Below are 25,680 nucleotides of genomic sequence, written 5' to 3' on the forward strand. Positions count from 1 at the left end.
CAGCGGCGATTTTTAATATTCCATCTTATGAAACACTTCGAAAATGGAAAATTGCTTATGAAACAGGAGGATTTGATGCCCTACAATCAAAGAAAAGGGGGCGTCCATCCAAGAAAAATAAGACATCAAGTACTCAAGTACCCGATGAGATCAATAGAGGCTTTACAGGCGGAGAATGAACGTTTACGTATGGAGAATGCCTATTTAAAAAAGTCGAATGCCTTAGTTCAAAACAAGGAAAAATCACCAAACAAGACAAAGCACAAGTAGTCTATGAATTAAGGAATGCATTCCCGGTGAAAGCACTTATACAGCTCGCAAACATTTCTCGTAGCATGTATTACTATTGGGTAAAGAACTTCGGTCGTCCTGACCCAGATGCATAACTGAAAGTATTGATTAAATCTGTTTTCGATGAACATGAGGGTCGGTTTGGTTACCGTCGTATTCGTGATGAACTTAAAAATCGCGGACACAAAGTAAACCACAAAAAAAGGTACAGCGTATCATGAAAGAACTAGGGCTAAAATGTCTTGTCCGTATGAAAAAAATATCGCTCTTACAAAGGGACTGTGGGCAAGATTGCACTAAATATTTTAGATCGCAATTTCAAAGCTGAAAAACCAAATGAGAAATGGGTTACGGATATTACAGAGTTTAAATTATTTGGAGAAAAGCTATATTTATCGCCGATATTGGACTTATTTAATGGAGAAATCATTACGAATACAATCGGTTTAAGACCAACACCTACTCACTCATCAAGCTTTTGAACGGTTAACAGACGAGGATACTCTCCTTATTCATTCAAATCAAGGCTGGCATTATCAAATGAAACAATACCGTAATGACCTTAGGGAGCGTGGCATTACGCAAAGTATGTCTCACAAAGGGAATTGTTACGATAACGCTGTTATGGAAAATTTCTTTGGTATCATGAAATCGGAACTTCTTTATCTAAAAGAATTTGAAAGTGTGGAACACTTTAAACAAGAACTAGCAAAATATATAGAATACTATAATCAAAACGAATCAAGGCAAAATTAAAAGACATGAGCCCGGTACAAAACCGAGCTCATGCCTAACAAGCTGTCTAACGAGATAACCTGTTTAACTTTATGGGGTCAGTTCACGTAAAGGAGTTCGACTTTTTAGGTTGGAATTCTCTTAGACTATATAAATTTGCGAAATTTACTCCCGTTCGTAAAAGTACACGTTCGCGAACGGTGGCGTTTTTTCCTGAGACAGCCATTTTTAACGTTCGTAAAACTACGAACTAGTTTCAAGAACTTACATTGTACAAACGTTTTGAATGCGTCATTTTTATTTTTTAATAATGAAAACGCTAAATGTTTTTAGTACATTGTTTGTTTTTTCTTCGGTAATACCCATGTAGCGTAGGGTGACAGAAGGATAGGAATGATGCAGGATATGTTGCAGCATGGTAATATCCTTCGTGGCTTTGTAAAACTAATAGCCAAATGTCTTTCGTAAGGTATGATTTCTGACATACTCCACGCCAGCAAACTCTGCAGCCTAATTTAACTGCCTGTAGGCCTGAGTTAGGTCTCCCTTTCTGGACGGGAATAAATAGAGGGACTCTGGACGTTTTTGGCATAGCAACAGACCTCCTGAAAGCAATTCGCGAAATACATAACGCGGATTTTTTTTGTTTTGCCTTCCTTAACCCGGAGATCTTGTTTTGTTTGCCTTTGAGTTCCAGGATCTGTTGCGTGGTTAGTCGGAGCAGGTCCCCGACACGGAGGCCGATTTCACAGTATTCCCCACTCCTGTCCGACAAATGTGCATCCTTAATTATTTGAGACTCTTCAAAAGGGTATAGAAACCAACTTCAAAGATATCGAATAGTTGGTGTATGGCGTGTTCCTGCAGAAATAGCCCATGGGACCCAGCCGATGGCGGCAAATTGAGTGGAATGATTCATTAGAAATGTATCCAATATGCCAAGTTTTGCTCTTCATGTACGGAGAAAGTAGTAGTGTTGCCTTAACCTCTACAAGGATGATAAGAGTTGCTGCTCTAGGAGCTAGTTAATAATATGCCTAAACAATAACCATTTCAACATAGATCGTACTCTTAATAATCACGCCTGATAACAATTTAATTAAAAATGGAGAGGGTTAATAAACCTCCCCTTTTTATTGTCTTCTCAAATATTAGAATTAAGAATTTATCAGTAAAAATTTCCCCCTCAAAATCATGAATACAGTCCATCATATATTTTGATATAAAGGGGAATGGAAAGGTATTTATGAAAAAACCCCTTATAAATTATTCGTCACTAAAAACGGGACCTGCGATACCCATTATTTTAATCAAAGAAATTGTTGCTCTCATTTCTGACAGCTGGAGTTTTTCAAAGAAAGAAAAAAAGGAAATCGTTTAGGCTACTGAACCGCCAAAAAGCTCACACAGTAGTTTATCCAAACCGTTTATCGACCATTACACCAAAACCATGGTAACTCCATTGCATAAAAAGTGTAATGGAGTTTTTAAATTGGCACGTAACCGACAGGTTGCGAGGCTCGGCCACAGCCAGATTGGGATTCTTACATGTATAGCCTACTAGTCCCTGTTAAATAAAAATGGACTAATTGGGCTACTAACTAGACCGAAAGTTGTCCTATTGCATATAAAGGATTAATGAATGACAAAAGGGAGGCAGCTTATGAAAATCCGAAAGGCTATTATTCCGGCCGCAGGCCTCGGGACCCGATTTTTGCCTGCAACAAAAGCTCAGGCTAAGGAAATGCTGCCGATTGTTGATAAACCAACGATTCAATATATTGTTGAAGAAGCAGTAGCTTCAGGTATAGAGGAAATTATTATCATAATCGGTAGAGGAAAAAGATCAATAGAGGATCATTTTGATAAATCCTATGAGTTGGAAGATGCACTTTTAAGAAAAAATCAGCTCGATATTTTAGAGGAAGTTCAGAAAATATCTAGTTTGGCAAATATCTATTATGTCCGCCAAAAGGAACCGATGGGGCTAGGACATGCAATTCTCTGTGCTAAAAGCTTCATTGGAAATGAACCTTTTGCTGTTTTGTTAGGGGATGACATCGTTATGTCTGAAACACCCTGTCTGAAACAAATCATCAGTGTTTTTGAGTATTGTAACAGTTCCGTCGTAGCTGTTCAGAATGTACCGGAAAAGGATGTCAGTAAATATGGAATTATTAAGCCAAAAGGGACAATGATTGAGCCTAACCTTTTTCATATTGATTCTTTGGTGGAAAAACCGAAAAGGGAAGAGGCTCCTTCCAGATATGCGATAATGGGGCGTTATGTTTTTAGACCTGAGATTTTTGAAACAATGTCAATGCTTCCGGTTGGACATGGTAATGAATTACAACTTACTGATGCCATAAATGAGCTAAATAAGCAGCAGGCCGTATTAGCATATAACTTTGAGGGAAACCGATATGATATTGGTGATAAAGTTGGATTCATTAAGGCAACAATAGACTTTGCTTTACGCAGGGATGATATAAGAGACGAGGTACTTTCCTATTTAAGGGATGTAAATAAGAAAGAAAACCTTCAAATTATAAAGAGAGAGCTTGAATAATATGAAAATAGCTGTTTTGGGTACAGGTTATGTCGGGCTGTCCACGGGTGTTTGTTTGTCAGAAATAGGGCATAGTGTCATTTGTATCGATACAGATGAACAGAAAATTAAAAGTCTACGTCAAGGGATTTCTCCAATATATGAACCGGGTCTGGAGAATTTGCTTGCTCAAAATGCTGCAGCGGGTAGACTGCTATTTACAACATCTCATCGAGAAGCGCTAAATGGTGCTGAGATTATCATCATTGCCGTAGGAACACCGCAAATGGAGGATGGGGGAGCAGATTTATCATATATTGTGCAAGCCGCGAAGGATATTGCTGCGAACCTGGTACAGAGTTCAGTAGTCGTTATAAAGAGTACTGTGCCAGTTGGTACGAATGATTTTATTAAAAGAATTATTGAAGAACTTTGTAACGAAAGTGTCACCTTTAATATGGTTTCAAATCCTGAATTTTTAAGACAAGGGTCAGCCGTTATGGATACGATGCAAGCAGATCGAATCATCATCGGTTCTGAAAATGATGAGGCTGCTAAGAAAGTACAAGAAATGTATCGTCCGTTAAATGTACCATTTATACTAACAAGTATTCGAAGTGCGGAAATGATTAAGTATGCATCTAATGCCTTTTTGGCGACTAAGATTAGCTTTATCAATGAAGTTGCCAATTTATGCGGAGTAGTAGGTGCAGATGTTAAAGATGTAGCAAAGGGAATGGGAAAAGATAAAAGGATTGGAGAAGCTTTTTTACAGCCCGGTATTGGTTATGGAGGATCTTGTTTTCCAAAGGATGTTAAAGCGTTGCTTCATACTGCCAAGTTAAATGGAGTACATTTTTCCCTGTTAAAAGAAACAGTAGCGATTAATGATTTTCAGCAGGAACTCCTTGTAACGAAAGCGATAAATCGCTTGGGGGATTTAAAAGGGAAAAAGGTTGCAATGCTTGGTCTTGCTTTCAAGCCAGAGACAGACGATATGAGGGAAGCACCATCAATAAAAATTGCGCGTTCATTAACCAAACTTGGAGCAGAAGTGGTAGCTTATGATCCGGTTGCAATAGATAATGCGAAGAACATATTAGGGGATACAATTAGATTTGCCAGCTCAGTCCGCGAAGCGACAGTGGATGCGGATGCTGTATTTATTGTTACCGAATGGAATGAGTTTAGACATTTAGATCTGGAGACATTGATGAACACAATGAGACAACCGATTGTTTTTGATGGTAGAAATTGTCTTGAAGAAAATCGAATCAGAGCTTGCAAGAAAATTGAATATTATCCAATAGGAAGACCAGCAATTGTTATTGGTATGACATAAAGCGAAAACATTTTCTAACACTTCATTAACTCGAACATGATTTTATAAAGAATATATTAAGTTCAAACTGGCAATGCAGCACCTTTAATAGTTCTTGGGTGCTTTTTTATATTTCTTAAATAGAAGAAATATCTTCATCGACCATTAGAACCATAGATCAACGTCAACTTTTAACATGTTATATTTATTATCATTTGTTTGCAAATAATCTTGTGTCATGGTACTTACTTCAATCCCCTTTGTATTAGGCAAACGCATACTCTCTGCAATTTAGCTTTACTGTATGTTATTAGTCCATGCGTACCTATAGAGTCCTGCATAATATACTTGAAAAGGTCCAGGAAATTTGCTTACTATGCATGAAAGGAGATCATTTATTTGCACACAGTTATGCATTTGAATTTAAGAGTTGACCCGACCCAATATATCTCACAGATTCGAGAAGTTCCTGATTATGATTATATTCATATGGTACGACAACCTAAGTATATGATAGATCTTTCCCTCTTGAATGAGAAGGTTCATTACCTCAATGAAATTTTTTCACCAAAAGAATATGTGAAAAGAAATAATATCTCCCTCTTACATGCTCACCATGGTCAATTAGGGATGTTATTACTACCTTTTAAAGAGGAAACAAACCTTCCGTTGGTTACAAGTATAAGAGGCAGGGATGCAACCCTAGCTAATCAGCCCATTGGCTATCTAGATAACATGAAAATGCTATTTGATCGAGGTGAGCGTTTTTTTCCAGTTTGTCAGTATTTAGCAGATAGGTTAATAGCTTGGGGTTGTCCTTCAGAAAAAATTAGAGTGCTATATGGGGGCGTTGACCTTAACGAATTCAATTACCGGACTCCACAAAAAGGGGGCGCTCAAAACATTTTATCCATCGGTAGGTTGGTGGAAAAAAAAGGACATCACATCTTAATGCAAGCATTTCAAAAAATCAGAGGTAAATTTCCAAATGCAACCCTGACGATTATCGGAAGAGGGGAGCTTGAAGAATATCTCATTTCATTGGCAAATCAACTTAATTTAGGAGACTCTTTTCGTTTATTAAATCATCTCCCGAAAGATCAAGTACGAGAACAAATGACCAATGCAGATATATTTTGCGCCGCGAGCTTAGAAGCTGCCAATGGAGATGTAGAAGGTATACCTAATACATTAAAAGAAGCCATGGCGATTGGAGTACCAGTGATTTCGACCAATCATGCCGGCATCCCTGAATTAATAACAAATAACAAAGAGGGGGTTTTAGTACAAGAAAACAATGTAGATGAACTGGCAGATGCTCTTGAATTTATGCTAACTAACAGAGAGATTTGGGAAACATATACAGTAGCTGCTCGTCAAAAAGTCGAACAAAACTTTAACCTCGTCAAACAGCTTCAACAACAAGCTGAATTTTATGATGAACTTGTAGCCCTTTATAAAGTAGGTAAACAAAATTCAGTAACACCTCGCCAAATAGATGAAAAAACCCTTAAGGAGACTAAACAGCCTCAACAGCAAGGTAAGTATGATGGCGAAACAATAGGGCCTAGAAAAAAAGCCGATTTAGCCAGAAAAGTCCTTATTTATATGCAACAGCTACAACAGCTACAACAGCTTCCAGAGCGTAAAGAGCTTCCACAGCTACAACAGCTTCAACAGCAGACTAAAGATAAGGTCAAAGATGAACTTGTAGCATCTAATAAAAAAGACAAAAAAGATAAAATTCAACAGAAGGCTAAAGGTAATGATGAAACAATAGCATCTCGTAAAAAAGAAAAAAAGGCTCAAAAAGCCGAAAAAGTCAAAAAAGCCCTTAATAAAATTCAACAGTTTCAAAAGATGAGCACTTAGGAGGAAATCATGGAGAATTTTAAAACCATTACTGTAACCAAAGGTGAAAAATCTTTGGAAATTCACAATCCCACTACCTATTCTCTGATTGGAATGGGTGCTCAAGGTGCAGTTTTTAAACTTTCAGAAGATAAATGTGTAAAAATCTATTCAGACCCAGTACAAGCAAAAATGGAGGAAGAAGCTCTTAAAGCTGGAAAAGATCTACCCTTTATGCCTTTGGTATATGAAACAGGACCAAACTATATAGTCATGGAATATTTTAATGCTCCAACCTTAAAAGAATACCTGAGAAATTGTACGTATATCCCTGATTCTATAGTAAAGAAACTTCTCTATATATTAAGGGAATTAAAACAAGCAAAATTCACCATGATAGATGCCCCCCTACGCCATATTTTTGTCGTTGGTAATGAGGAACTTAAGGTGATTGACCATGTAAATTCCTTTAAAAGAATGCATCCTGTACCATTAAAATTATTAAGGGATTTAAAAATAATCCTTTTAAAGGACTCGTTCTTAGCCCAAGTGAAAAAACTCGAACCGGACACCTTCAATGAGTGGGAGGATTATTTCAATCAAAATAGTTTGGACTTTAGAAACATTCCCGTCCTCTCAGGAGGGTCAGGGAGTGGAGTGAAAGTGGATAGCGCTATTACACAAACACTCATTGGAAAAGGGCATCAAGGTGCTGTTTATCGAGTGTCTGAAGACACATGCGTCAAACTTTACGGAAAAACTGAACATGCAAATCAGGAAAAAATGGTTCTTTTATCAAGTCAAGACTTGCCTTTTATCCCGAAAGTCTTTGAAACAGGACCAAATTATATTTTAATGGAATATCTATTAGGACCAGATTTAAATACGTTTCTTAAAAAACAATCTGTACTTTCTGAGGATATAACAAAACGATTACTCTATATATTAAAAACAATGGAAAAATCAGGTTTCAAACAAATTGATGCCCCATTACGGCATATTATTATAACTAGGAATGGTTTTAAATTAGTCGACCATGTGTACTCGTTTTCACGTGACCAAAAAAGACCTCTCGAGTTATTTAAAGACCTGCGAGAAAGAAATTTTTTAGATTCTTTTCTAGAACAAGTGAAGGCGATAGATCCTGGTACGTATGCTGAATGGACAAAAACACCAATCCCATTAAATGAAAATGATAATACGCTTGTATAATCATAGTTATGTAATTGGAACCTTACGAAAAAATGTAAAAAGATGTTACGCCTATTTGTTGAAGTTTTAGTTATCACAAAAAAGGAGCATTAGTTTGAAGAAATTTGCGACACTCCTGCCGGAAAACTGGCTAGCCGAGACCCCACAGACGTTTGCGGCGAGGAGGCTTGGCAGACAATCGGCGGAAAGGGAGCGATTTCTGAAAACAACCTATGGTGATTTCGCATTCAACGGTTTTCAAGATCGTTTTAGCTTAAACTTCATCCGTAAGTGCTAGTTCACAGCGGGTATAAGAGTGAAAAACTCAAAGGCTTAAAGCGAAAAAGGATAATTGGTGGATTACGAATAAAACGTAAGTCTCTCCCCAATGAAGATTTTGAGTTTGCCTCCTCTTTATATCCGCCATAATGAAATTTGTTCTGTTGTTGTAAAGGATCGGAAGTATCAATGTATTACGAATGCTTACTCAATGTTCCGGAAAGGTGTCAAAACTCTATTGTAATAGAAAGGATTGGAATTAATGCTATGAACATTTTAGTAACGGGGGCTGCAGGATTCATTGGTTTCCATTTAACAAAACGTTTGTTAGCCCTAGATATCAATGTTATAGGAGTAGACAATGTTAATGATTATTATGATGTTTTTTTAAAAAACAATCGACTCAAGATATTAAAAGAAAACCCTGATTTTGAATTCCACAAAATGGATTTGTCAAATAAAGAAAAATTAAATCAATTATTTAAAGACAGAACCATTGATATAGTCATCAACTTAGCAGCTCAGGCTGGAGTACGTTATAGCATAGACAATCCGGATTCTTATGTTAATTCCAACCTAGTTGGGTTTGTAAATATCTTAGAGGTCTGTCGACAAAATAATGTAAAGCACTTAATTTATGCATCCTCCAGTTCTGTATATGGAGCAAATACTAATATCCCCTTCTCAACCAAAGACCCAGTGGATCATCCAGTAAGTTTATATGCTGCCACTAAAAAGTCTAATGAATTAATGGCTCATACTTATAGTCATTTATATAATATTCCAACCACAGGACTCCGTTTCTTTACGGTGTATGGTCCATGGGGGAGACCTGATATGGCTTATTACTCTTTTACTAAAAATATTATTGAAGAGAATACAATAAAGGTTTTTAATAATGGAGATATGAGAAGAGACTTTACTTATATTGATGATATTGTTGAAGGAATAATCCGATTACTTGATAAACCACCGCTTTATAATATTGGATGGGATAGAGCTAATCCTGATTCAAGTTCAAGCTATGCCCCATACAAAATTTATAATATCGGTAACAATAAGCCCATAAAATTAATGGATTTCATTAACACATTAGAGAAACTAATTGGCAAAAAGGCAAAAATAGAATTTTTACCAATGCAACCGGGAGATGTTAAGGAGACCTATGCAGATATTGCCGATTTGCATGCTGATGTGGGGTTCTATCCTTCAACAACAATAGAAGAAGGTTTAACTCATTTTGTAAATTGGTACAAAAAGTACAATAAATAAGGAAAAAAGAAGTAGTGAATTTATATTAGTGGAGAAAAAATAATGATGGAATCTCTGCTTCAGTCAGTAAGATTAAAAAATTTCAATCACCTCAACTTGATAATGATAACAAAAGATGAGGTAATGGCGTCAGGCCTTGAGGAAATATAATTCGGCATAGGTGAAGTTTCAATAACGTTTAAAACCATCAAATGATCCACCGTCAAATTTAGCTGTCATGGACACTTTAGAAAAAATAAATCCTGGAGTTGGTGATGAAAGGTCAAATAACAGATGCCATTAATGAAATGCTGAAAATTATAAAATGTCTATGGGGAAAACGATTGATGGAGACAGATTCGATATTAGTAGATTTGAAGTGTACATGGCAGCAGATCAATATAATTAAAAATAAAATGAGTAAAAGCCTAAAATCAAATAAAAAGAGATAGGTAAATTACATGCAAGCAAAAAATATGTAAGTTAATAAAAGGAGAAAGTAATTTGAACCCTGAAAATATGAAAACTCCATTGGAAGTTCTTAAGGAATATAATTTGTCAGATTTTCTCATGACGTCCCTTACACGTAATTCTGCAAAAGATCTTCTATTCAAATTAAATCCTCTGTTTGAAAACTACCTTAAAGTTTGTTCTGAAGACCTACCATACAAAGACATTTTTTATAAAGCTGATTCTATGTTCCCTCATGAATTTCACAAGCAAGTCAAACAAATTGTAGTACAAGGAAAAATAGGCAATTATCAAGAACTATTAGTTTTAGCAGAACGCGAGAAAAGCAAAAATGAATTTCTTGTTAAAGGGACTGAGGTGTGATGAAAACCATTGCTTATTTTGTAAGTGAAAACATTAAAACACATCAACGTTTTATATATAATCAAATCGTAAATATAAGTAACTATCGCTCAATCGTAATCGGCCCATTCGACAATACCAACCGTACAGAATTTCCCTTTGAAAACTACTATAATTTAAACAAGATTAAAGATCTAGAAAATTTCTTCAAAGAACAAGATATCATAGCCATTCATGCTCATCACGGATCACACGGACAAGAGATTTTGCCTGTATGTGAAAAATATAATATCCCTTTGATTGTTAGCATTAGAGGACGTGATGGTTCTGACAGACCAGAAATTTTCGGAAAAAATGCTAAGCGATATTCATCATTAATTAAACATGGTGCACACTTTTTTCCTGTTTGCCAACATCTTGCAGAAGGATTAAGAAGTTTAGGAATTCCGGATGAAAAAATTCATGTGTTATATGGTGGTATCGAATTAGATCTTTTCCCCTATTCTACCCCCACTCTTCCTACAGAAGGCGAAATAAGAGTTTTATCTGTAGGTAGACTTGTAGACAAAAAAGGGTTTGTTACTCTGATAAAAGCATTTAAACGGATTTATACACAATATCCAAATGCTAGACTGCATATTATTGGAGCAGGTGAAGATGAGAAAAAAATTAAATCGGTTATTGCAGAATATCACCTTAAAGATGTTGTGATTCTTAGAGGAGCTATGGGTTCAAAACAAGTTTCGAACGAATTAAAAAAAGCTCATATCTTTTGTCTTGCAAGTCAGACAGCTAAAAATGGTGATATCGAAGGCATTCCTAATGCCTTAAAAGAAGCAATGGCTAGCGGTTTACCTGTCGTTTCCACTCAACACGCGGGAATTCCTGAATTAATTGAACACCAGAGAACAGGATACCTAGCTCCAGAAAAAAATGATATTGAGTTAGCGAAAGGCATACAATTCTTTTTAGAACATCCAGAGATTTGGAACGACTATACGGAAAAAGCACGGAAAGTCATTGAAGAAAAATTTGATGTTAATAAACAAATTATTGAGCAACAAAGATTATACTTTCTCGTTAATACAATGGAAACGGAAACGGAAAAGAAAAAGAAAAAGAAAACGGAAAAGAAAACGGAAAAGAAAACGAAAACGAAAACGGAAAAGAAAACGAAAAAGAAAAAGAAAAAGAAAAAATAAATCAGGTAAGGAAAATTAAAAAACAAAATTTATCATTACGAAAAAACAAGCAGGATACCCAATAGTTATCATCTAAGTAGAAAGGGGAATGACATGGGCTATATTGAAGATTTACGCAAGCTTGTGGGAAAAAGACCAGTCATTTTAACAGGGGCAAAAGTATTAGTATTTAATCCACTTGGGCAGATTTTATTACAATTTCGAACAGATACAAAAGTATGGGGATTACCAGGGGGACTTATGGAGTTAGGAGAATCATTAGAGGAAACAGCATTGCGTGAAGTAAAAGAAGAAACAGGTTTAACGATTGGTCGATTACAATTTCTAAAAGTTTTATCAGGCATAAACTATTTTATTCACTTACCAAATGGAGATCAATTCTATTCTGTTAACGCTTTTTATACAACAAATGAAATTATCGAAGGAACCTTGAAACCTGATGGTAAAGAAGGAAGTGCTGTACAATTCTTTCCAATCAATCAGCTGCCAAAAGATATGGATCCCGATATCAAAAAAGAAATTTGTAATTATTCAAGATTTCGCAATTGAATTTTTTCGAAACCAGCCGTATTTTCGCTCTTCTTCCAAAGAAGTAATGAAGAATAAATGACGCTCTTTCCAAAGTACTGGTTGGGAATATGAATGAATCAACCTACTTTGGAAGGTACGATATTTGGCGATTCTACAACTCCATTGCATGATTGAGAACTACACAAGGAAGCTAAAAATGATTTCGTATTGGATACTTTAGGAACGATGGCTTTTAGATCGACCCCATACTCAATTGATCGCCACAATGTCTACAAGGTTAAAGAGTAAGACGTGCCAAACAAAGCAAAACATACAGGCTGGAAGGAGCTGTTTTTTCATGGACTGGAAGTCTATATATACTATTTGGACAAGTTACAGAAATTTAGATAATGAAGTGCGTTTAATGCTTGAAGAAATGAAGGATGATGAGATAGCACTTGAAGACGCCTTTTATAAAAATTTGGAATTCGGGACGGGTGGTATGCGAGGGGAAATTGGTCCAGGTACGAATAGGATGAACATATATACCGTGCGAAAAGCGACTGTAGGACTTGCTGAGTATATTCAATCGTTTGGAAACGAGGCAAAATCCAGAGGAGTCGTAATTGCTTACGATTCAAGACATAAGTCTCCAGAATTTGCATTGGAGGCAGCCAAGACTTTGGCAACAATGGGAATTAAAGCTTATGTATTTGATGAATTACGGCCTACCCCACAGCTCTCTTTTTCCGTACGTAAACTGAATGCATTTGCCGGTATCGTCATTACAGCAAGCCATAATCCGCCTGAATATAATGGGTATAAAGTGTACGGATCAGACGGGGCACAGCTACCTCCTGAAGCGGCGGATCAAGTCATTGATTACGTGAACGCGATTGAAAATGAGCTTTCCATTGTAGTGGAGGAAGAAGAAATCCTAAAGGACAGAGGGCTCATTCAAATCATTGGGGAAGAACTGGATACTGCTTATAATGAGCATTTGCTCACTATTCCGGAAGATCCAAAGTTAGCAGATGAACTCGATGTAAAGCTCGTGTTTACACCGCTTCATGGTACAGCCAATAAATCAGTAAAACGTGCTTTGCATGATCTAGGATATCGAAATGTCCATATTGTTAAAGAACAGGAAATGCCCGATGCTAACTTTCCTACTGTTAAATCGCCTAATCCAGAGGAACATGCTGCTTTTGAATTGGCCATCGCGCTTGGAAACCGAGTCGACGCTGATTTATTGATTGCCACCGATCCGGATGCGGATAGGCTCGGAATTAGCGTGAAAAATAATGCTGGAGATTATGTCGTATTAACAGGCAACCAAACAGGTGCTCTCTTTTTGGATTATTTAATTTCACAAAAACAAAAGAAAGGGACCCTTCCAGAAAATGGAGTCGTATTAAAGACCATCGTGACTTCAGAAATAGGACGGGCGATTTCTGAGCAAAATGGTTTAAAAACGGTAGATGTTTTAACTGGATTTAAATTCATTGCTGAAAAAATCAATGAATACCACACAAGTGGAGAACATTCTTTCCTGTTTGGCTATGAAGAAAGCTATGGATATCTAATCAAAGATTTTGCTCGAGATAAGGATGCCATACAGGCGACTATTCTGGCAGTGGAAGTCTGTGCCTATTACAAAAAGCAAGGCAAAACGATGTACGAGGGTTTACTGGATGTTTTTGAGAAATATGGCTATTACTTGGAAGGGTTGCGATCGTTGACTTTAAAAGGAATTGAAGGTTCCAGACAAATTCAAGCGATTCTCAATGAATTCCGTGAAAATCCACCAGATCAAATCTCTGGTCATAAAGTAGTGGTTCAAGAGGATTATCTCAGCAGGAAAAAATACACGTTTGGGACAAATAGGGAAGAGGCCATCAAGCTCCCAAAATCGAACGTATTAAAATACTTTCTTGATGATGGAACATGGGTATGTTTACGACCTTCCGGAACTGAACCTAAAATTAAATTTTATTTCGGTGTTCAAGGAAGCTCGATGAAGGAAGCTAAGGGGAAATTATCCACCATTATGGAAGACTTTATGAGAAGAATCAATAAAATGCTTTAAAGAAGGACTCTCATTTAGAGGATCTTCGTAAAAAAAGGGTCAGCATTTATTATGTGAAGGGATGCTGACCCTTTTTTGTCTATCAATAGATTAGTACTACTTTCTAAATCAAGCACCCAGCCTTTCGGGGCTGAACAGGGTACTTATCCCAACATGGGTTGGGTATGAGGGTGTTTGTGGTAGGGTATCGGGGGCTGATGCTGATATGTATTACTATTCGACACTAATTGGAGTATTGAGCATATAATATAATATACTATTCTAATTCAATTCTCCAAATCCCCCCTATGATAGTAGCCTTGCTGATACCGTATGACGTTACGTAGTACAGTTGTACAGGCCCTAGGATGGGCCTTATGAAAGGTGCTAAATAGGGAGATTTTTTTATAAAGGGTCCGCATTGGCGCTCATGTTGGTCCCTAATGAAAAAAGCCCTATAAGAAAAGTGCCTTAATTTTATTTAATAATATGATTTCGGTATTTTGTGAAAAGGCATTTGGTCAATTGCCGGAAAGAATAGAGATATTCTCGCTTATGGAAGGTAAAGTAGAAACATATATTCCAACCATGAGGGATGTTTCGGATGGATTGGAATACCTCAACATAATCAAGAATCTTTTACAAGAACCCAAAAAGTATTTGAAAACCGATTCCTTAACAGTTTGCAAAAGCTGCTCTTATCAAAAAAGATGTTATGAAGGAATTAATATAAATCAGGAAAGATTTAATAGTCAATAATCGTGTTTAGAAACCTAGAATTATTGCGGTTGCGGACAAAGTTGACAGTGAACAATTTTGTTGCCTTCACTGGAGTAGATCCATGTGTTCACTGATCGGGTAAGTTTACAGCAACTAATAATCGTATAAGGTTCGAGGAGACTACGTCATTCTCTGTATCTTGCTGTACTATGCGGCATAAGAAGTTCAAGGTACAGAATGCTTATAGAATTCGATGGAAAACCTGCCAAAGTGTCAATCGTTGCATGTATTAATAAGTTGCTTCATTGGATTTACGCCTTATTAAATAGAAAAGAAACGTTCCTAGATTTAGCCTAATTAACTGAAACAGAGAAAAATCCTTCCAAAATGGTTTTGGAGGGTTATTGGGCATGGCCAAAATAGTAGATCATAAGGGAAATGGAAATTTTAGAGAAAGATAATGACATACTATTAGCTGGTTTATTTCTTTAACTGAGGCTGTTAAATCAACAATTTTTTTAAGCAAAAAAGGCAATGAGATTTGAGTGTAAAAAAGTCTTGTTTAATTATTACCATTTATATTCCAAGAATAACCTCGACAGAATATAAGATAAAACCATATTCAAAGCAGTTAAGTAATAATCAAATAATTTAAAATGGTAAAAAATAGATTTTTAAAAGGGAATTCAATACTTTTGTTGAACATGAATATTGTGGAACATTTTAATTGTTTGATGATTGATTTTTGTAACCGTTTACATCGAGGCGTTCAACATATTTAACTTGAGTATCCGTAGTGGATTATAATTTATTTTCACATGGAAGTATCTTTACAAAACCATTAGTGAATGGAGGTTAACCCATGGTTAGCACGATGGCAATCAATAAGGATGATTCCCGCTCCTTCCTGAGGGAAGAACATTTATTATTTAAACAATCAATACGTGAATTTCTCGCCAAGGAGGCTGTCCCCTTTTATGATCAATGGGAGAAAGAGGGGGGAATACCTCGCTCGTTTTGGAAAAAGATGGGATATAATGGGTTTTTATGTCCATGGCTTGATGTAGAATTCGGTGGGATAGGAGCAGATTTTGGATATTCAGTTGTGCTGGCAGAAGAATTGGAAATGGTTGGATCAACGTTAGGAGGAATATCAATTCATTCTGATGTTGTAGCCCCTTATATTGCCTCATTCGGAACAATAGATCAAAAACAAAGGTATTTACCAAAGTTCATTACAGGAGAAATGATTTCTGCCTTTGCATTGACAGAGCCTGGAATGGGTTCGGAATTAGCGGATATACAAACCACAGCCATAAAGAAAGATGGGCATTATATTGTGAATGGAGCCAAAACATTTGTCACAAATGGCTTTAAAGCTGACTTCATGATAGTAGCATGCAAAACTGATCTTAATGCTGTTCCTTCCCAGGACGGAATCAGTTTGCTGCTCATTGATAAAGATACGCCAGGGTTTTCACGGGGAAGAAAGCTTGGTAAAACAGGAAAGGGAAGTTCAGACACAGCCGAACTATTTTTCGATGATGCTTCAGTTCCAGTTGGCAACCTCCTTGGGGAGGAAGGGAAAGGCCTTTCATATATCATGCAAAAACTGCAGCAGGAAAGACTAATGTGTGCGATAGGGTCTTTAATGGCAGCGAAAGACATGCTTCACTTAACGATGAATTTTATAAAAGGACAAAAAGCATTTGATAAGAAAATAAGTAAATTTAAAAATACACAGTTTACCATAGCTGAAATAGCGACAGATATTCATCTGGGAAGAACTTTTATTGATGGGTTGATATGTAAACATATGACTGGGGAGAGTATCATAACTGAAGTATCGATGGCTAAACTTTGGATAACGGAGATTTCTAAGCGAATATCTGATAAGTGCATGCAGTTACATGATGGTTACGGAAGTATGGGTGACGATAAAATTGCCCGGCGTCATCGGGACATTCCGTTGACAACATTCTTTACAGGGACAGATGAAACCATAAAAACCCTGATTGCTAAAAATATCGGGTTTTAATTCATCTTTAATACTATAAATCTATCAACTCCCTCAATTAAAATGAGGGATTTTTTTTATACCATTTTTTCAATATAATTACAATGAACTAGTTTTTTAAAATAAAAAGGTTTATACAGTTTACCTTATGGGTACAAGGCGTGGGAGCATTTATATATATATCCATGATTGCTGTATTCCTTGGAATACTAGTTGCTGTACCGCTTGCATTTTGTTGACCCGTATGAAAAAAAGTGCATCTATTATTATTGGAATTGCAAACATCATGCAGACGTTGCCAAGCTTGGCAGTATTAGCATTTTTCATTCCATTCTTCGGTGTTGGGAAGACACCCACTATTATTGCGTTATTTTTCTATTCTTTTTACCTATTCTCAGGAATACGTATACAGGCATTAAAGGTGTAAATAAAAATTTACATGAATCTGGTAGAGGCATCGGGATGACGAGTTGGGAGAGAATTCGTCTAGTTGAATTTCCACTTGCACTTTCCGTCATTATGGCTGGGATTCGTACTGCTTCCGTTTATTTAATTGGCTGGGCAATATTGGCTTCCTTTATTGGAGGCGGAGGACTTGGAGATTACATATTTATTGGTTTGAATTTATACCAAACAGAATATATCATCGCAGGTGCTGTACCGGTAATCATCATGGCTATCCTGGTGGATTATGTTTTCTCGATCATTGAACGAAAAGTCGTACCAAAAGGATTAAAAGGTATGAAGGAAGTTGCTTGAGGAGGAATACCATGTATAAAAAAATAAGAAAAACAAGTTTTACTACCCTTTTATTGTTTTCATTATTCATCAGCGCTGCTCGTTGCCTGGGGTGGGGTCATCTTCTGAAAAAACGGCAGAGTATGACTGAATCCGAAATCTTGGCTAACATGATCGCACAACTTCTTGAACGAAATACAGACCTTGATACGAAGATTATTAAAAATCTAGGTTCGAATTTCGATCAGCAAAAAGCAATGGAAAGTGGGGATATCGATGTAGCGGCAACTCGTTATACGGGGACGGATTTAACGAGTGTTTTAGCTCAGGATATTGAAAAAGATCCAGTAAAGGCAATGGAAATTGTTCAAAAGGAATTTAAAAACCAATATGGATTCAAATTTTACGATTCGTATGGATTTGATAATACCTATGCATTTACGATATCAAATGAATTGGCAGAAGAAAAAGGCTATAAAAAAATATCGGATATGGAAAAAGATGCAGGGAATTTGAGATTAGGTGTCGATAGTGCTTGGCTGAAAAGAAAAGGGGACGGCTATGAGGGATTCGTGGAAACCTATGGATTAAAATTCGGAGAAACCTATCCGATGCAAATTGGACCAGTATACGACGCAGTCAAAAATGGTCAGATGGATATTGTCCTCGCATACTCTTCAGATGACCGGATTAAGGTGAATAACTTGCAAAGAATATTTCCCTCCTTATGACTGTTCATCTGTTGTCACGGAAGAAGCATTAGAACGATACCCGGAAATAGAGACTCAACTAACTAATTTAATTGGAGAAATTATAACCGAAACGATGCAGGAACTGAACTATGAAGTAGATGGAAACTTAAAAGAACCATCGATTGAAGCAACGGAGTTCCTTGAAGTACATAATTATTTTGAATAAATAGGAGGTGCAATCTAATGGAAACCTTGGAACGTATTATTCCCAGAATGGGATGTACGTACTTACTGAATTTTATCGCCACTTTTTAATGTCTGCTTACGGAGTTCTTTTTGCAGCAATCATTGCCATTCCGCTAGGTATATTCATCGCAAAGCATAAAAAGTTGTGTAATTGGGTGTTTTCGATAACTAATGTCATACAAACCACACCAGCCCTTAGCAATGCTTGCTGTCCCTATGCTAGTAATGGGACTGGGACAAACACAGTTATTTTGTCATTGTTTTTATATTCTTTACTACCAATCCTAAGAAATACGTATGTTGGAATTACAAACATTGATCATGCCTATTTAGAATCGGGAAAGGCTATGGGAATGACGAAGTTCCAATTACTGAGAATGGTCGAAATGCCATTATCCCTGTCTGTCATTATGGCTGGTCTACGAAGGGCACTTGTCGTTGCGATTGGTGTAACTGCAGCATTAATGGCTATTCTGTCTGACATTTTATTAGGCTGGTTAGAACGAGCACTTTCACCGATTAAAAGAAAGAAATTAATAGAATCCGAAGTAAATTAAGAAAAAGAGCAGTTGCATATGTAATGTAACTGCTCTTTTTTATTAAGGGTATAAGCCTTAAATTCTTCCTCTGAGTTTTTTATTTCTAATAAAGGGTAACTATAAGAACAGTTGTAAAAAAAATAAGGGGAATCGATCATGAAACTTACACCAGAACAACGAATTGAACTACATGGTTTTAATAATCTTACGAAATCATTAAGTTTTAATATGTATGATATTTGTTATACAAAAACGAAGAAAGAACGCGAAGCCTACCTAGAATATATCGATGAACAGTATAATGCAGATAGGCTTTCGAAGATTTTGCAAAACGTTTCGGATTTGATTGGAGCACACGTTTTGAATACGTCGAAACAGGACTATATTCCACAGGGTGCAAGTGTAACGATGCTTGTTTCCGAAGGACCTGTGGTCGAAGTGCCGACTGGTACCTATGAGGAATCCCCCGGCCCTTTACCCAATAATGTTGTCATGCAACTGGATAAAAGCCACATTACTGTCCATACATACCCTGAATATCATCCGAATGAAGGTATTAGTACATTCAGGGCTGATATCGATGTCTCTACTTGTGGAGAAATCTCTCCTCTAAAAGCACTTAACTATCTTATACATTCCTTTGACACTGACATAATTACAATTGATTACCGTGTCCGAGGATTTACACGAGATAAATTTGGACGGAAATTGTTCATTGATCACGATATCAATTCCATTCAAAACTATATTCCTGATGAAGTGAAGGGTTTATATGACATGATTGATGTGAATGTATACCAGGAAAATATATTCCATACAAAATGTAAGCTGAAAAGATTCGATATTAATAATTACCTATTCGGCTATACAGAGGAAAAGCTGAATACAGAAGAAAGGCAAGAAATTATAGAAAGGCTTCGAACGGAGATGGATGAAATTTTTTATGGTGCCAATGTTCCACATCCAATAGAAAAAAACAAGCATTCCAATTAAGGAATATTAGTATTCATTTGTAGAAGAAAAGATTGGGTCATGAATAACTGTTATTTCATGTTACATAATAAGTATGTTCGTTTTTAATGACAAAGAGGAGGAATATACAATGATGCAAAATCAACAAGGTCAAATGCACCAAAATATGCACACAGGCTCTGTACCTCAACAAATGAATCACGGTGGTCATGAAGTATTTGATGTACATGAGGTATTATCAGGCACAATTGGCACACTGAATCAATATATGTTGATGCGCCAATATGTAAAAGATCAAGAATTAATGAGCATTCTTGATCGTCAATATCAATTCATTCAAGATGAATACAATCTACTAGTAGAATGTTTTAAAACAGGTCAAGATCCTTCTAAGCGAACAGAAAGTTATAATATGACACAGGATAATGACTTTATCTTTGGGTTAACACCTACTCAACCGAAGAAACCGCTTCAGTCTGTATCAGAAATTACAGATGAGTGTGTTTCTGGATTATTGCTAGGGGCTGTGAAGTCGTCTGCTGGGATGAAAGCAATGGCAGCTTGTGAAATTACAAATCCGGTAGTCCGTCGAGTGCTTGCTGCCACTATTCCAAATTGTATTGAAATGGCTTATGAACTTTCAATTTATCAAAATAAGCATCATTACTATCAAGTACCACAACTTGCACAGCAAGATATGCAGCAGCTTCTAAATGCATTTGCACCTGCTCAAGACATGCCACAAATGCCGAATAATCAGAGGCTTCAATAATAGGATATTTAGATTTTTTGTGAATCCCAATAGATGACATGCTATTGGGTTTTTTTGAGTGATTACATAATAAAAAAGTGAGCTGTCATATGACCGCTCTCTCGATATTTATTTTATCATTTTAGGCGAGTCTTTGAATCACAATAGAGGCACTTACAACAGCAGGACCAGAACCAGACGGCTGATTATTTAAAGCAGTTCCGCCATCAATGTTAATTAAAGTGAGTATTTCTCCTGCCACTAAAGTTGTAATGACTTGTCCTGTATATGATTGGTTGCCTGAACCGGAGCCATAATTCGAACCTGCAATTTGACCAGTTAGATTGGAGGATAATGCGAATGCGGAAGTTCCTTGTTGAGGGAATGCCTCCCAGGTAATGAGATAGGTTCCAGCTTGGTTAATCGTAATAGGGGCTGTTCCTGGTACATGTGTAACAAATCCAGGTGTATTGCCAGGGAAGTTTGTATTAAATGTAACTGCTTGGGCTGCCGCTAAAGTTTGTGCAGTCGTATCATAAATGAAGGCAAACCCAGAAACTGCTGCACCAGTAGCACCGGTAGCACCAGTAGCACCGGTAGCACCAGTAGCACCAGTAGCACCGGTAGCACCGGTAGCACCGGTAGATCCAGTAGCACCGGTAGCACCGGTAGCACCGGTAGCACCGGTAGCACCGGTAGCACCGGTAGCACCGGTAGCACCAGTAGCACCAGTAGCACCAGTAGCACCAGTAGGTCCAGTAGCACCAGTGGCAGCATTTACATTCACTTCGATTCTTTGATCAACAGTTTGATTTTGGTTAGATTTGCATTGGCATTTATCATGTCCATAATCTTTACATTTTTTATGTTTACATTTACATTTGCATTTATCATGATCGCATTTTTTACACTTTTTATGCTTATCCTTGTCTTTACCCAATTTATTTTCACCTCTTTCCTTTAACTAATATTAGGATATGAATTGAAATTAATTTAGATTGGACAAGTATCCTAGAATATAAATAATTTCATTTTTTAACCAATTATACTATTTACAGATAATAATAGACTTTTTCTCGAAAATTACTCTTATCTATATAATACTTGATGGCTTTAATTATAGGAATGTAGCTCTAGTTGGGGTTGTGTAGTAATTTAATCTAACCAAATTAATCTACGAAATTATGAGTAAGGGGCTGATTTCGTTCAGGATAACTTTATTTACATAAGGTATGATCTTATTTGGAAATAAGAAAAAAAGATAATAAAAATAGGCTGATGGCTATCGGTTTTTGTCCAAACATTTATCATTTCAAACTCATAGACTATCTAAGTACATGAAAGGATGTGGAATATCTTTGGGAAAGGATAAAAAATGTTCAAAATGCGAACATAGTAAATGTGAATGTAAAGCTAAGCAAATACAAAAGGTAGATCAAAAAGTAAAAATAAATGTATCTAAAGTTCAAGAAACAGGCCCAACGGGTAACACAGGAAATACGGGTCCAACGGGCAATACAGGAAACACAGGTAACACAGGTAACACAGGAAACACAGGTCCAACGGGTAACACAGGTAACACAGGAAACACAGGTAACACAGGTAACACAGGTAACACAGGTAACACAGGTAACACAGGAAACACAGGTCCAACAGGTAACACAGGTAACACAGGAAACACAGGTCCAACAGGTAACACAGGAAACACAGGTCCAACAGGTAACACAGGTAACACAGGAAACACAGGAAATACAGGAAATACAGGAAATACAGGTAACACAGGAAATACAGGAAACACAGGTCCAACGGGTAACACAGGTAACACAGGTCCAACGGGTAACACAGGAAATACGGGCCCAACGGGTAACACAGGGAACACAGGTCCAACGGGTAACACAGGTAACACAGGTAACACAGGTAACACAGGTAACACAGGAAATACAGGAAACACAGGTCCAACAGGTAACACAGGAAACACAGGTCCAACAGGTAACACAGGAAACACAGGTCCAACGGGCAACACAGGAAGTACAGGCCCAACAGGAGCAACGGGAGCAACGGGAGCAACGGGAGCAACGGGAGCAACGGGAGCAACGGGAGCAACAGGAGCAACGGGAGCAACGGGAGCAACGGGAGCAACGGGAGCAACGGGAGCAACGGGAGCAACAGGAGCAACAGGAGCAACAGGAGCAACAGGAGCAACAGGTCCTTCATCCAATTCCCCATTTGCGTATGTTCGTCGTAATTCAGATCAAACTTTGAATGTTGAAGATGGAGAATATGTTGTGTGGGAGACTATTACAACTCCGGGGGGCGTAGCTATAAATGCTGGAGATCCAACGATTATTGACATTACGCCTTCAGGATTCTATTTAATTCATGCTTTTACAAATTATAATGGATCGAATGCGTTTGTATTAGAACTTAATGGTAATGAAGTTACACCGACCACTCTCTATTCACAAAATGATGGTACAACTATGACGCTCATTCTCAGTGTCCCAGCGAACTCTACTTTGAGATTGGAAGGAAAAACTTTACCAGTAACGATTGTTTCAGATCCGATTGATGGAAACAATTCAATTTCAGCAGCAATTACAATATTCAGGATGGCAGATATTTAACTTTATGTAATAGTTTTGTGGGGTAATACAAAGTTTCAAAGTGTTATCGAAGTTTTTAGTGCAGGTGTTACAATCGTTAATTCTTAGAAGTTAACATTCTTTGCTTTTGACGAGATTTAGAGGGTAATCCAAAAGGTCGTGGAACGGCCTTTGGATTACTTTTTTTATTGCCTATCCTTTAATAGAATTCTTACTTATACTACTCCTTATTTTCAAAAGTACGTGAAAAGTCCATACGGAAAATTTCAATTTGACATAGTATGGTACATCTAACAGACATACAGGTGGGTTTGGATAATTATGAACTATCATCATTTACGGATTTTATTATTATCTTTCATTGACATAATCTTACTAAGCGTAACCTGTTTTTTATCATTATTGGTCATACAAGGGGAGGAAATAAGATTTAGCCTTCTAATAATGAGTTCGCTGTTTATATATATATTTACTTGTTATTTCTTTCTATTGATATTAAAGACTTATAGAACATTATGGCGTTATGCAGGGGTTCGGGAAATACTTACTGTGGTGAATTCTCTAATTATTGCTAACTTGCTGTACTCGGTTTATTTTTTGTTTTTCTTAAATACACAATGGCCATTTACTTTGATGCTCTTCTTATTTCTTTGCTCCATTCTGGTCATCAGCGGCTTTCGTGTGTTTTTAATTACAAAACATCAATGGCGATCTGTCCGAAACCATTCTCATAAAAGAGCATTAATCATCGGTGCGGGTGTTACAGGAACAAGGGTGGCTGATCAAATTATATTAACAAAAGAATTAGATTATACGCCTATTGGTTTCATTGATGACGACCCTAAAAAACGAAACCTTCAAATACTAGGAATACCGGTGTTAGGAGAAAGAGCCGATATCAAAAATGTTGTAAGTCAAAATAAAATAACGGATATAATCATTGCCATGCCTTCTGTTCATCAATCTGAAATTCGAGAAATTGTGAATGTTTGTAAAAAAACAAAGGCAAATGTAAAAATATTACCTCCGATAGAGAAGGTGATAAAAGGGCAAATATCCTTTCATGAAATTCGTGATATTAATATAAAGGATCTAATTGGAAGAGAATTTTTCCAGCCGACAGAACGATTAAAAGAACACCTCTTCAATAAGTGTGTACTAATCACGGGAGCTGGAGGCTCTATTGGTAGTGAACTGGCCATGCAAGTTGCGCAATGTGAACCGAAGTCGCTTACTTTGCTAGGTCATGGGGAAAACAGTATCTTTAACATCGGGTTAAGGATAAAAGAAAAATTTCCTCATGTAAAAACGAATTTGGTTATTACGGATATTCAAGATCAACACCTTATTGAACAAGCATTTAGGCAATATCGTCCACATATTGTATTTCATGCAGCAGCCCATAAACATGTTCCATTAATGGAATTAAACGAAAGAGCAGCTGTTCAAAACAATATTTTTGGAACAAAAATTGTGGCGCAAGCATCTGACAAATTTGGTGTTGAACGTTTTGTATTAATTTCCACAGATAAAGCCGTTCACCCTGTAAATATAATGGGAATGACGAAAAGAATAGGAGAAATGATTATTCTATATTATTCAAAAGAAAGTTCAACTAAATTTTCAATTGTACGATTTGGGAATGTTTTGGAAAGTCGTGGCAGTGTCATTCCCATTTTCAAACATCAAATAGAATCTGGTGGGCCAGTTACGGTTACACATCCTGATATGGTCCGTTATTTTATGACGATTCCGGAAGCCGTTCAACTAGTATTGGAAGCAGGGGCTTTGTCAGAAGGTGGAGAAGTATTTGTGTTAGATATGGGTGAACCGGTAAAGATTGAAGATTTAGCAAAGAAATTAATCCGTTTATACGGTTATAAACCAGGTGTAGATATTCCTATTCAATATACAGGCATTCGACCAGGTGAAAAATTAAACGAAACCTTATTTTATGAGAATGAAAAGGTAAAGCCTACCCCTCATCCTAATATTGTCATTGCTATTCCTCCCAATAACCAAGTGTCCTATTTATTGATGAATATCGAGCAATTAGAACGAACTTTACTACAGTCCTCTGGCAGTATACGTCCAATCCTAATGGAAATCATTCAGAATCAACTAGAATTTTAATAAAGCATTTGTTGAAAAATTCCTCATTACTTTTCCCTTTTGAATCATTTGTCCAATATTGCTTGGCTTTATTATGTTCCAGTGATGACTTTTTAGAAATGATACGTGAGCTCCTATAACTTAAACATAAATTACAAAGACCTCCGCGAATGCTTTAGTCAATATAGGGAATGAAGGCATAGGATAAATGAATGAACCTATGGGACATA

Annotated in this window: 17 protein-coding genes and 4 pseudogenes; 20 read left to right on the forward strand and 1 reads right to left on the reverse strand. The window is 36.8% G+C overall.

Translation table 11 applies throughout. The features are described 5' to 3' along the window. The 18 genes and pseudogenes from V3595_RS05185 to V3595_RS05270 all read left to right on the forward strand — a co-directional run. A pseudogene (locus V3595_RS05185) lies at positions 1 to 1,085 on the forward strand (IS3 family transposase); the annotation flags it as partial. Between the two features lie 1,604 nt (positions 1,086 to 2,689). Beyond that, positions 2,690 to 3,595: a UTP--glucose-1-phosphate uridylyltransferase GalU gene (galU, locus tag V3595_RS05190; RefSeq protein ID WP_061463341.1), complete on the forward strand. Its 906-nt coding sequence runs from the start codon at positions 2,690 to 2,692 to the stop codon at positions 3,593 to 3,595. Position 3,596: 1 nt separating this feature from the next. Continuing rightward, positions 3,597 to 4,916: a UDP-glucose dehydrogenase family protein gene (locus V3595_RS05195; RefSeq protein WP_485905764.1), complete on the forward strand. Its 1,320-nt coding sequence runs from the start codon at positions 3,597 to 3,599 to the stop codon at positions 4,914 to 4,916. A gap of 378 nt (positions 4,917 to 5,294) precedes the next feature. After that, entirely contained in the window at positions 5,295 to 6,767 is a 1,473-nt protein-coding gene (locus tag V3595_RS05200) for a glycosyltransferase (protein WP_485905766.1), read from the forward strand. 9 nt (positions 6,768 to 6,776) lie between these two features. Further along, a complete protein-coding gene (locus tag V3595_RS05205; protein WP_485905768.1) occupies positions 6,777 to 7,958 on the forward strand; it encodes a hypothetical protein in 1,182 nt (393 codons plus the stop codon). A gap of 94 nt (positions 7,959 to 8,052) precedes the next feature. Then, positions 8,053 to 8,235, forward strand: a complete 183-nt coding sequence (locus V3595_RS05210; protein ID WP_485905770.1) for a hypothetical protein — start codon at positions 8,053 to 8,055, stop codon at positions 8,233 to 8,235. Between the two features lie 248 nt (positions 8,236 to 8,483). Then, positions 8,484 to 9,488 (forward strand): NAD-dependent epimerase, encoded by a 1,005-nt coding sequence (locus V3595_RS05215; protein WP_485905771.1) that lies wholly within the window; start codon positions 8,484 to 8,486, stop codon positions 9,486 to 9,488. Positions 9,489 to 9,971: 483 nt separating this feature from the next. Then, complete coding sequence (locus V3595_RS05220; RefSeq protein WP_485905773.1) at positions 9,972 to 10,301, forward strand: hypothetical protein; 330 nt, start codon at positions 9,972 to 9,974, stop codon at positions 10,299 to 10,301. Then, a complete protein-coding gene (locus V3595_RS05225; RefSeq protein WP_485905775.1) occupies positions 10,301 to 11,482 on the forward strand; it encodes a glycosyltransferase in 1,182 nt (393 codons plus the stop codon). Before V3595_RS05220 ends, V3595_RS05225 begins: the two co-directional genes overlap by 1 nt. A gap of 93 nt (positions 11,483 to 11,575) precedes the next feature. Continuing rightward, entirely contained in the window at positions 11,576 to 12,031 is a 456-nt protein-coding gene (locus V3595_RS05230; protein WP_485905777.1) for an NUDIX hydrolase, read from the forward strand. 319 nt (positions 12,032 to 12,350) lie between these two features. Further along, the gene (locus tag V3595_RS05235) at positions 12,351 to 14,081 is read left to right on the forward strand and encodes a phospho-sugar mutase (protein ID WP_485905779.1); all 1,731 of its coding nucleotides are present in this window, start codon (positions 12,351 to 12,353) and stop codon (positions 14,079 to 14,081) included. A 797-nt stretch (positions 14,082 to 14,878) separates the two neighbouring features. Further along, positions 14,879 to 15,137: pseudogene (locus V3595_RS05240) on the forward strand (transposase); the annotation flags it as partial. Between the two features lie 505 nt (positions 15,138 to 15,642). Further along, complete coding sequence (locus V3595_RS05245) at positions 15,643 to 16,818, forward strand: acyl-CoA dehydrogenase family protein (RefSeq protein WP_485905781.1); 1,176 nt, start codon at positions 15,643 to 15,645, stop codon at positions 16,816 to 16,818. 101 nt (positions 16,819 to 16,919) lie between these two features. After that, positions 16,920 to 17,556: pseudogene (locus V3595_RS05250) on the forward strand (ABC transporter permease). A 52-nt stretch (positions 17,557 to 17,608) separates the two neighbouring features. Next, positions 17,609 to 18,453, forward strand: a pseudogene (locus V3595_RS05255) (glycine betaine ABC transporter substrate-binding protein). Between the two features lie 88 nt (positions 18,454 to 18,541). Next, a complete protein-coding gene (locus V3595_RS05260) occupies positions 18,542 to 19,030 on the forward strand; it encodes an ABC transporter permease (protein ID WP_485905783.1) in 489 nt (162 codons plus the stop codon). A gap of 138 nt (positions 19,031 to 19,168) precedes the next feature. Beyond that, positions 19,169 to 20,005, forward strand: a complete 837-nt coding sequence (gene speD / locus V3595_RS05265; protein WP_485905784.1) for an adenosylmethionine decarboxylase — start codon at positions 19,169 to 19,171, stop codon at positions 20,003 to 20,005. Positions 20,006 to 20,117: 112 nt separating this feature from the next. Continuing rightward, positions 20,118 to 20,756 carry a spore coat protein gene (locus tag V3595_RS05270; protein ID WP_485906745.1) on the forward strand — a complete coding sequence of 213 codons (639 nt, stop codon included), beginning with the start codon at positions 20,118 to 20,120 and terminating at the stop codon, positions 20,754 to 20,756. Positions 20,757 to 20,877: 121 nt separating this feature from the next. On the opposite strand, the gene V3595_RS05275 is transcribed toward V3595_RS05270, so the two are convergent. Beyond that, positions 20,878 to 21,522 carry a hypothetical protein gene (locus V3595_RS05275; RefSeq protein ID WP_485905786.1) on the reverse strand — a complete coding sequence of 215 codons (645 nt, stop codon included), beginning with the start codon at positions 21,520 to 21,522 and terminating at the stop codon, positions 20,878 to 20,880. A gap of 571 nt (positions 21,523 to 22,093) precedes the next feature. On the opposite strand from V3595_RS05275, the gene V3595_RS05280 reads away from it, so the two are divergent. After that, positions 22,094 to 23,359 carry a hypothetical protein gene (locus tag V3595_RS05280; RefSeq protein ID WP_485905787.1) on the forward strand — a complete coding sequence of 422 codons (1,266 nt, stop codon included), beginning with the start codon at positions 22,094 to 22,096 and terminating at the stop codon, positions 23,357 to 23,359. A gap of 423 nt (positions 23,360 to 23,782) precedes the next feature. Next, entirely contained in the window at positions 23,783 to 25,471 is a 1,689-nt protein-coding gene (locus tag V3595_RS05285; RefSeq protein ID WP_485905789.1) for a polysaccharide biosynthesis protein, read from the forward strand. Positions 25,472 to 25,680: the final 209 nt, after the last annotated feature.

It is taken from the genome of Bacillus sp. CFBP9009 (genome assembly GCF_036541465.1).
Lineage (GTDB): Bacteria > Bacillota > Bacilli > Bacillales > DSM-1321 > Peribacillus.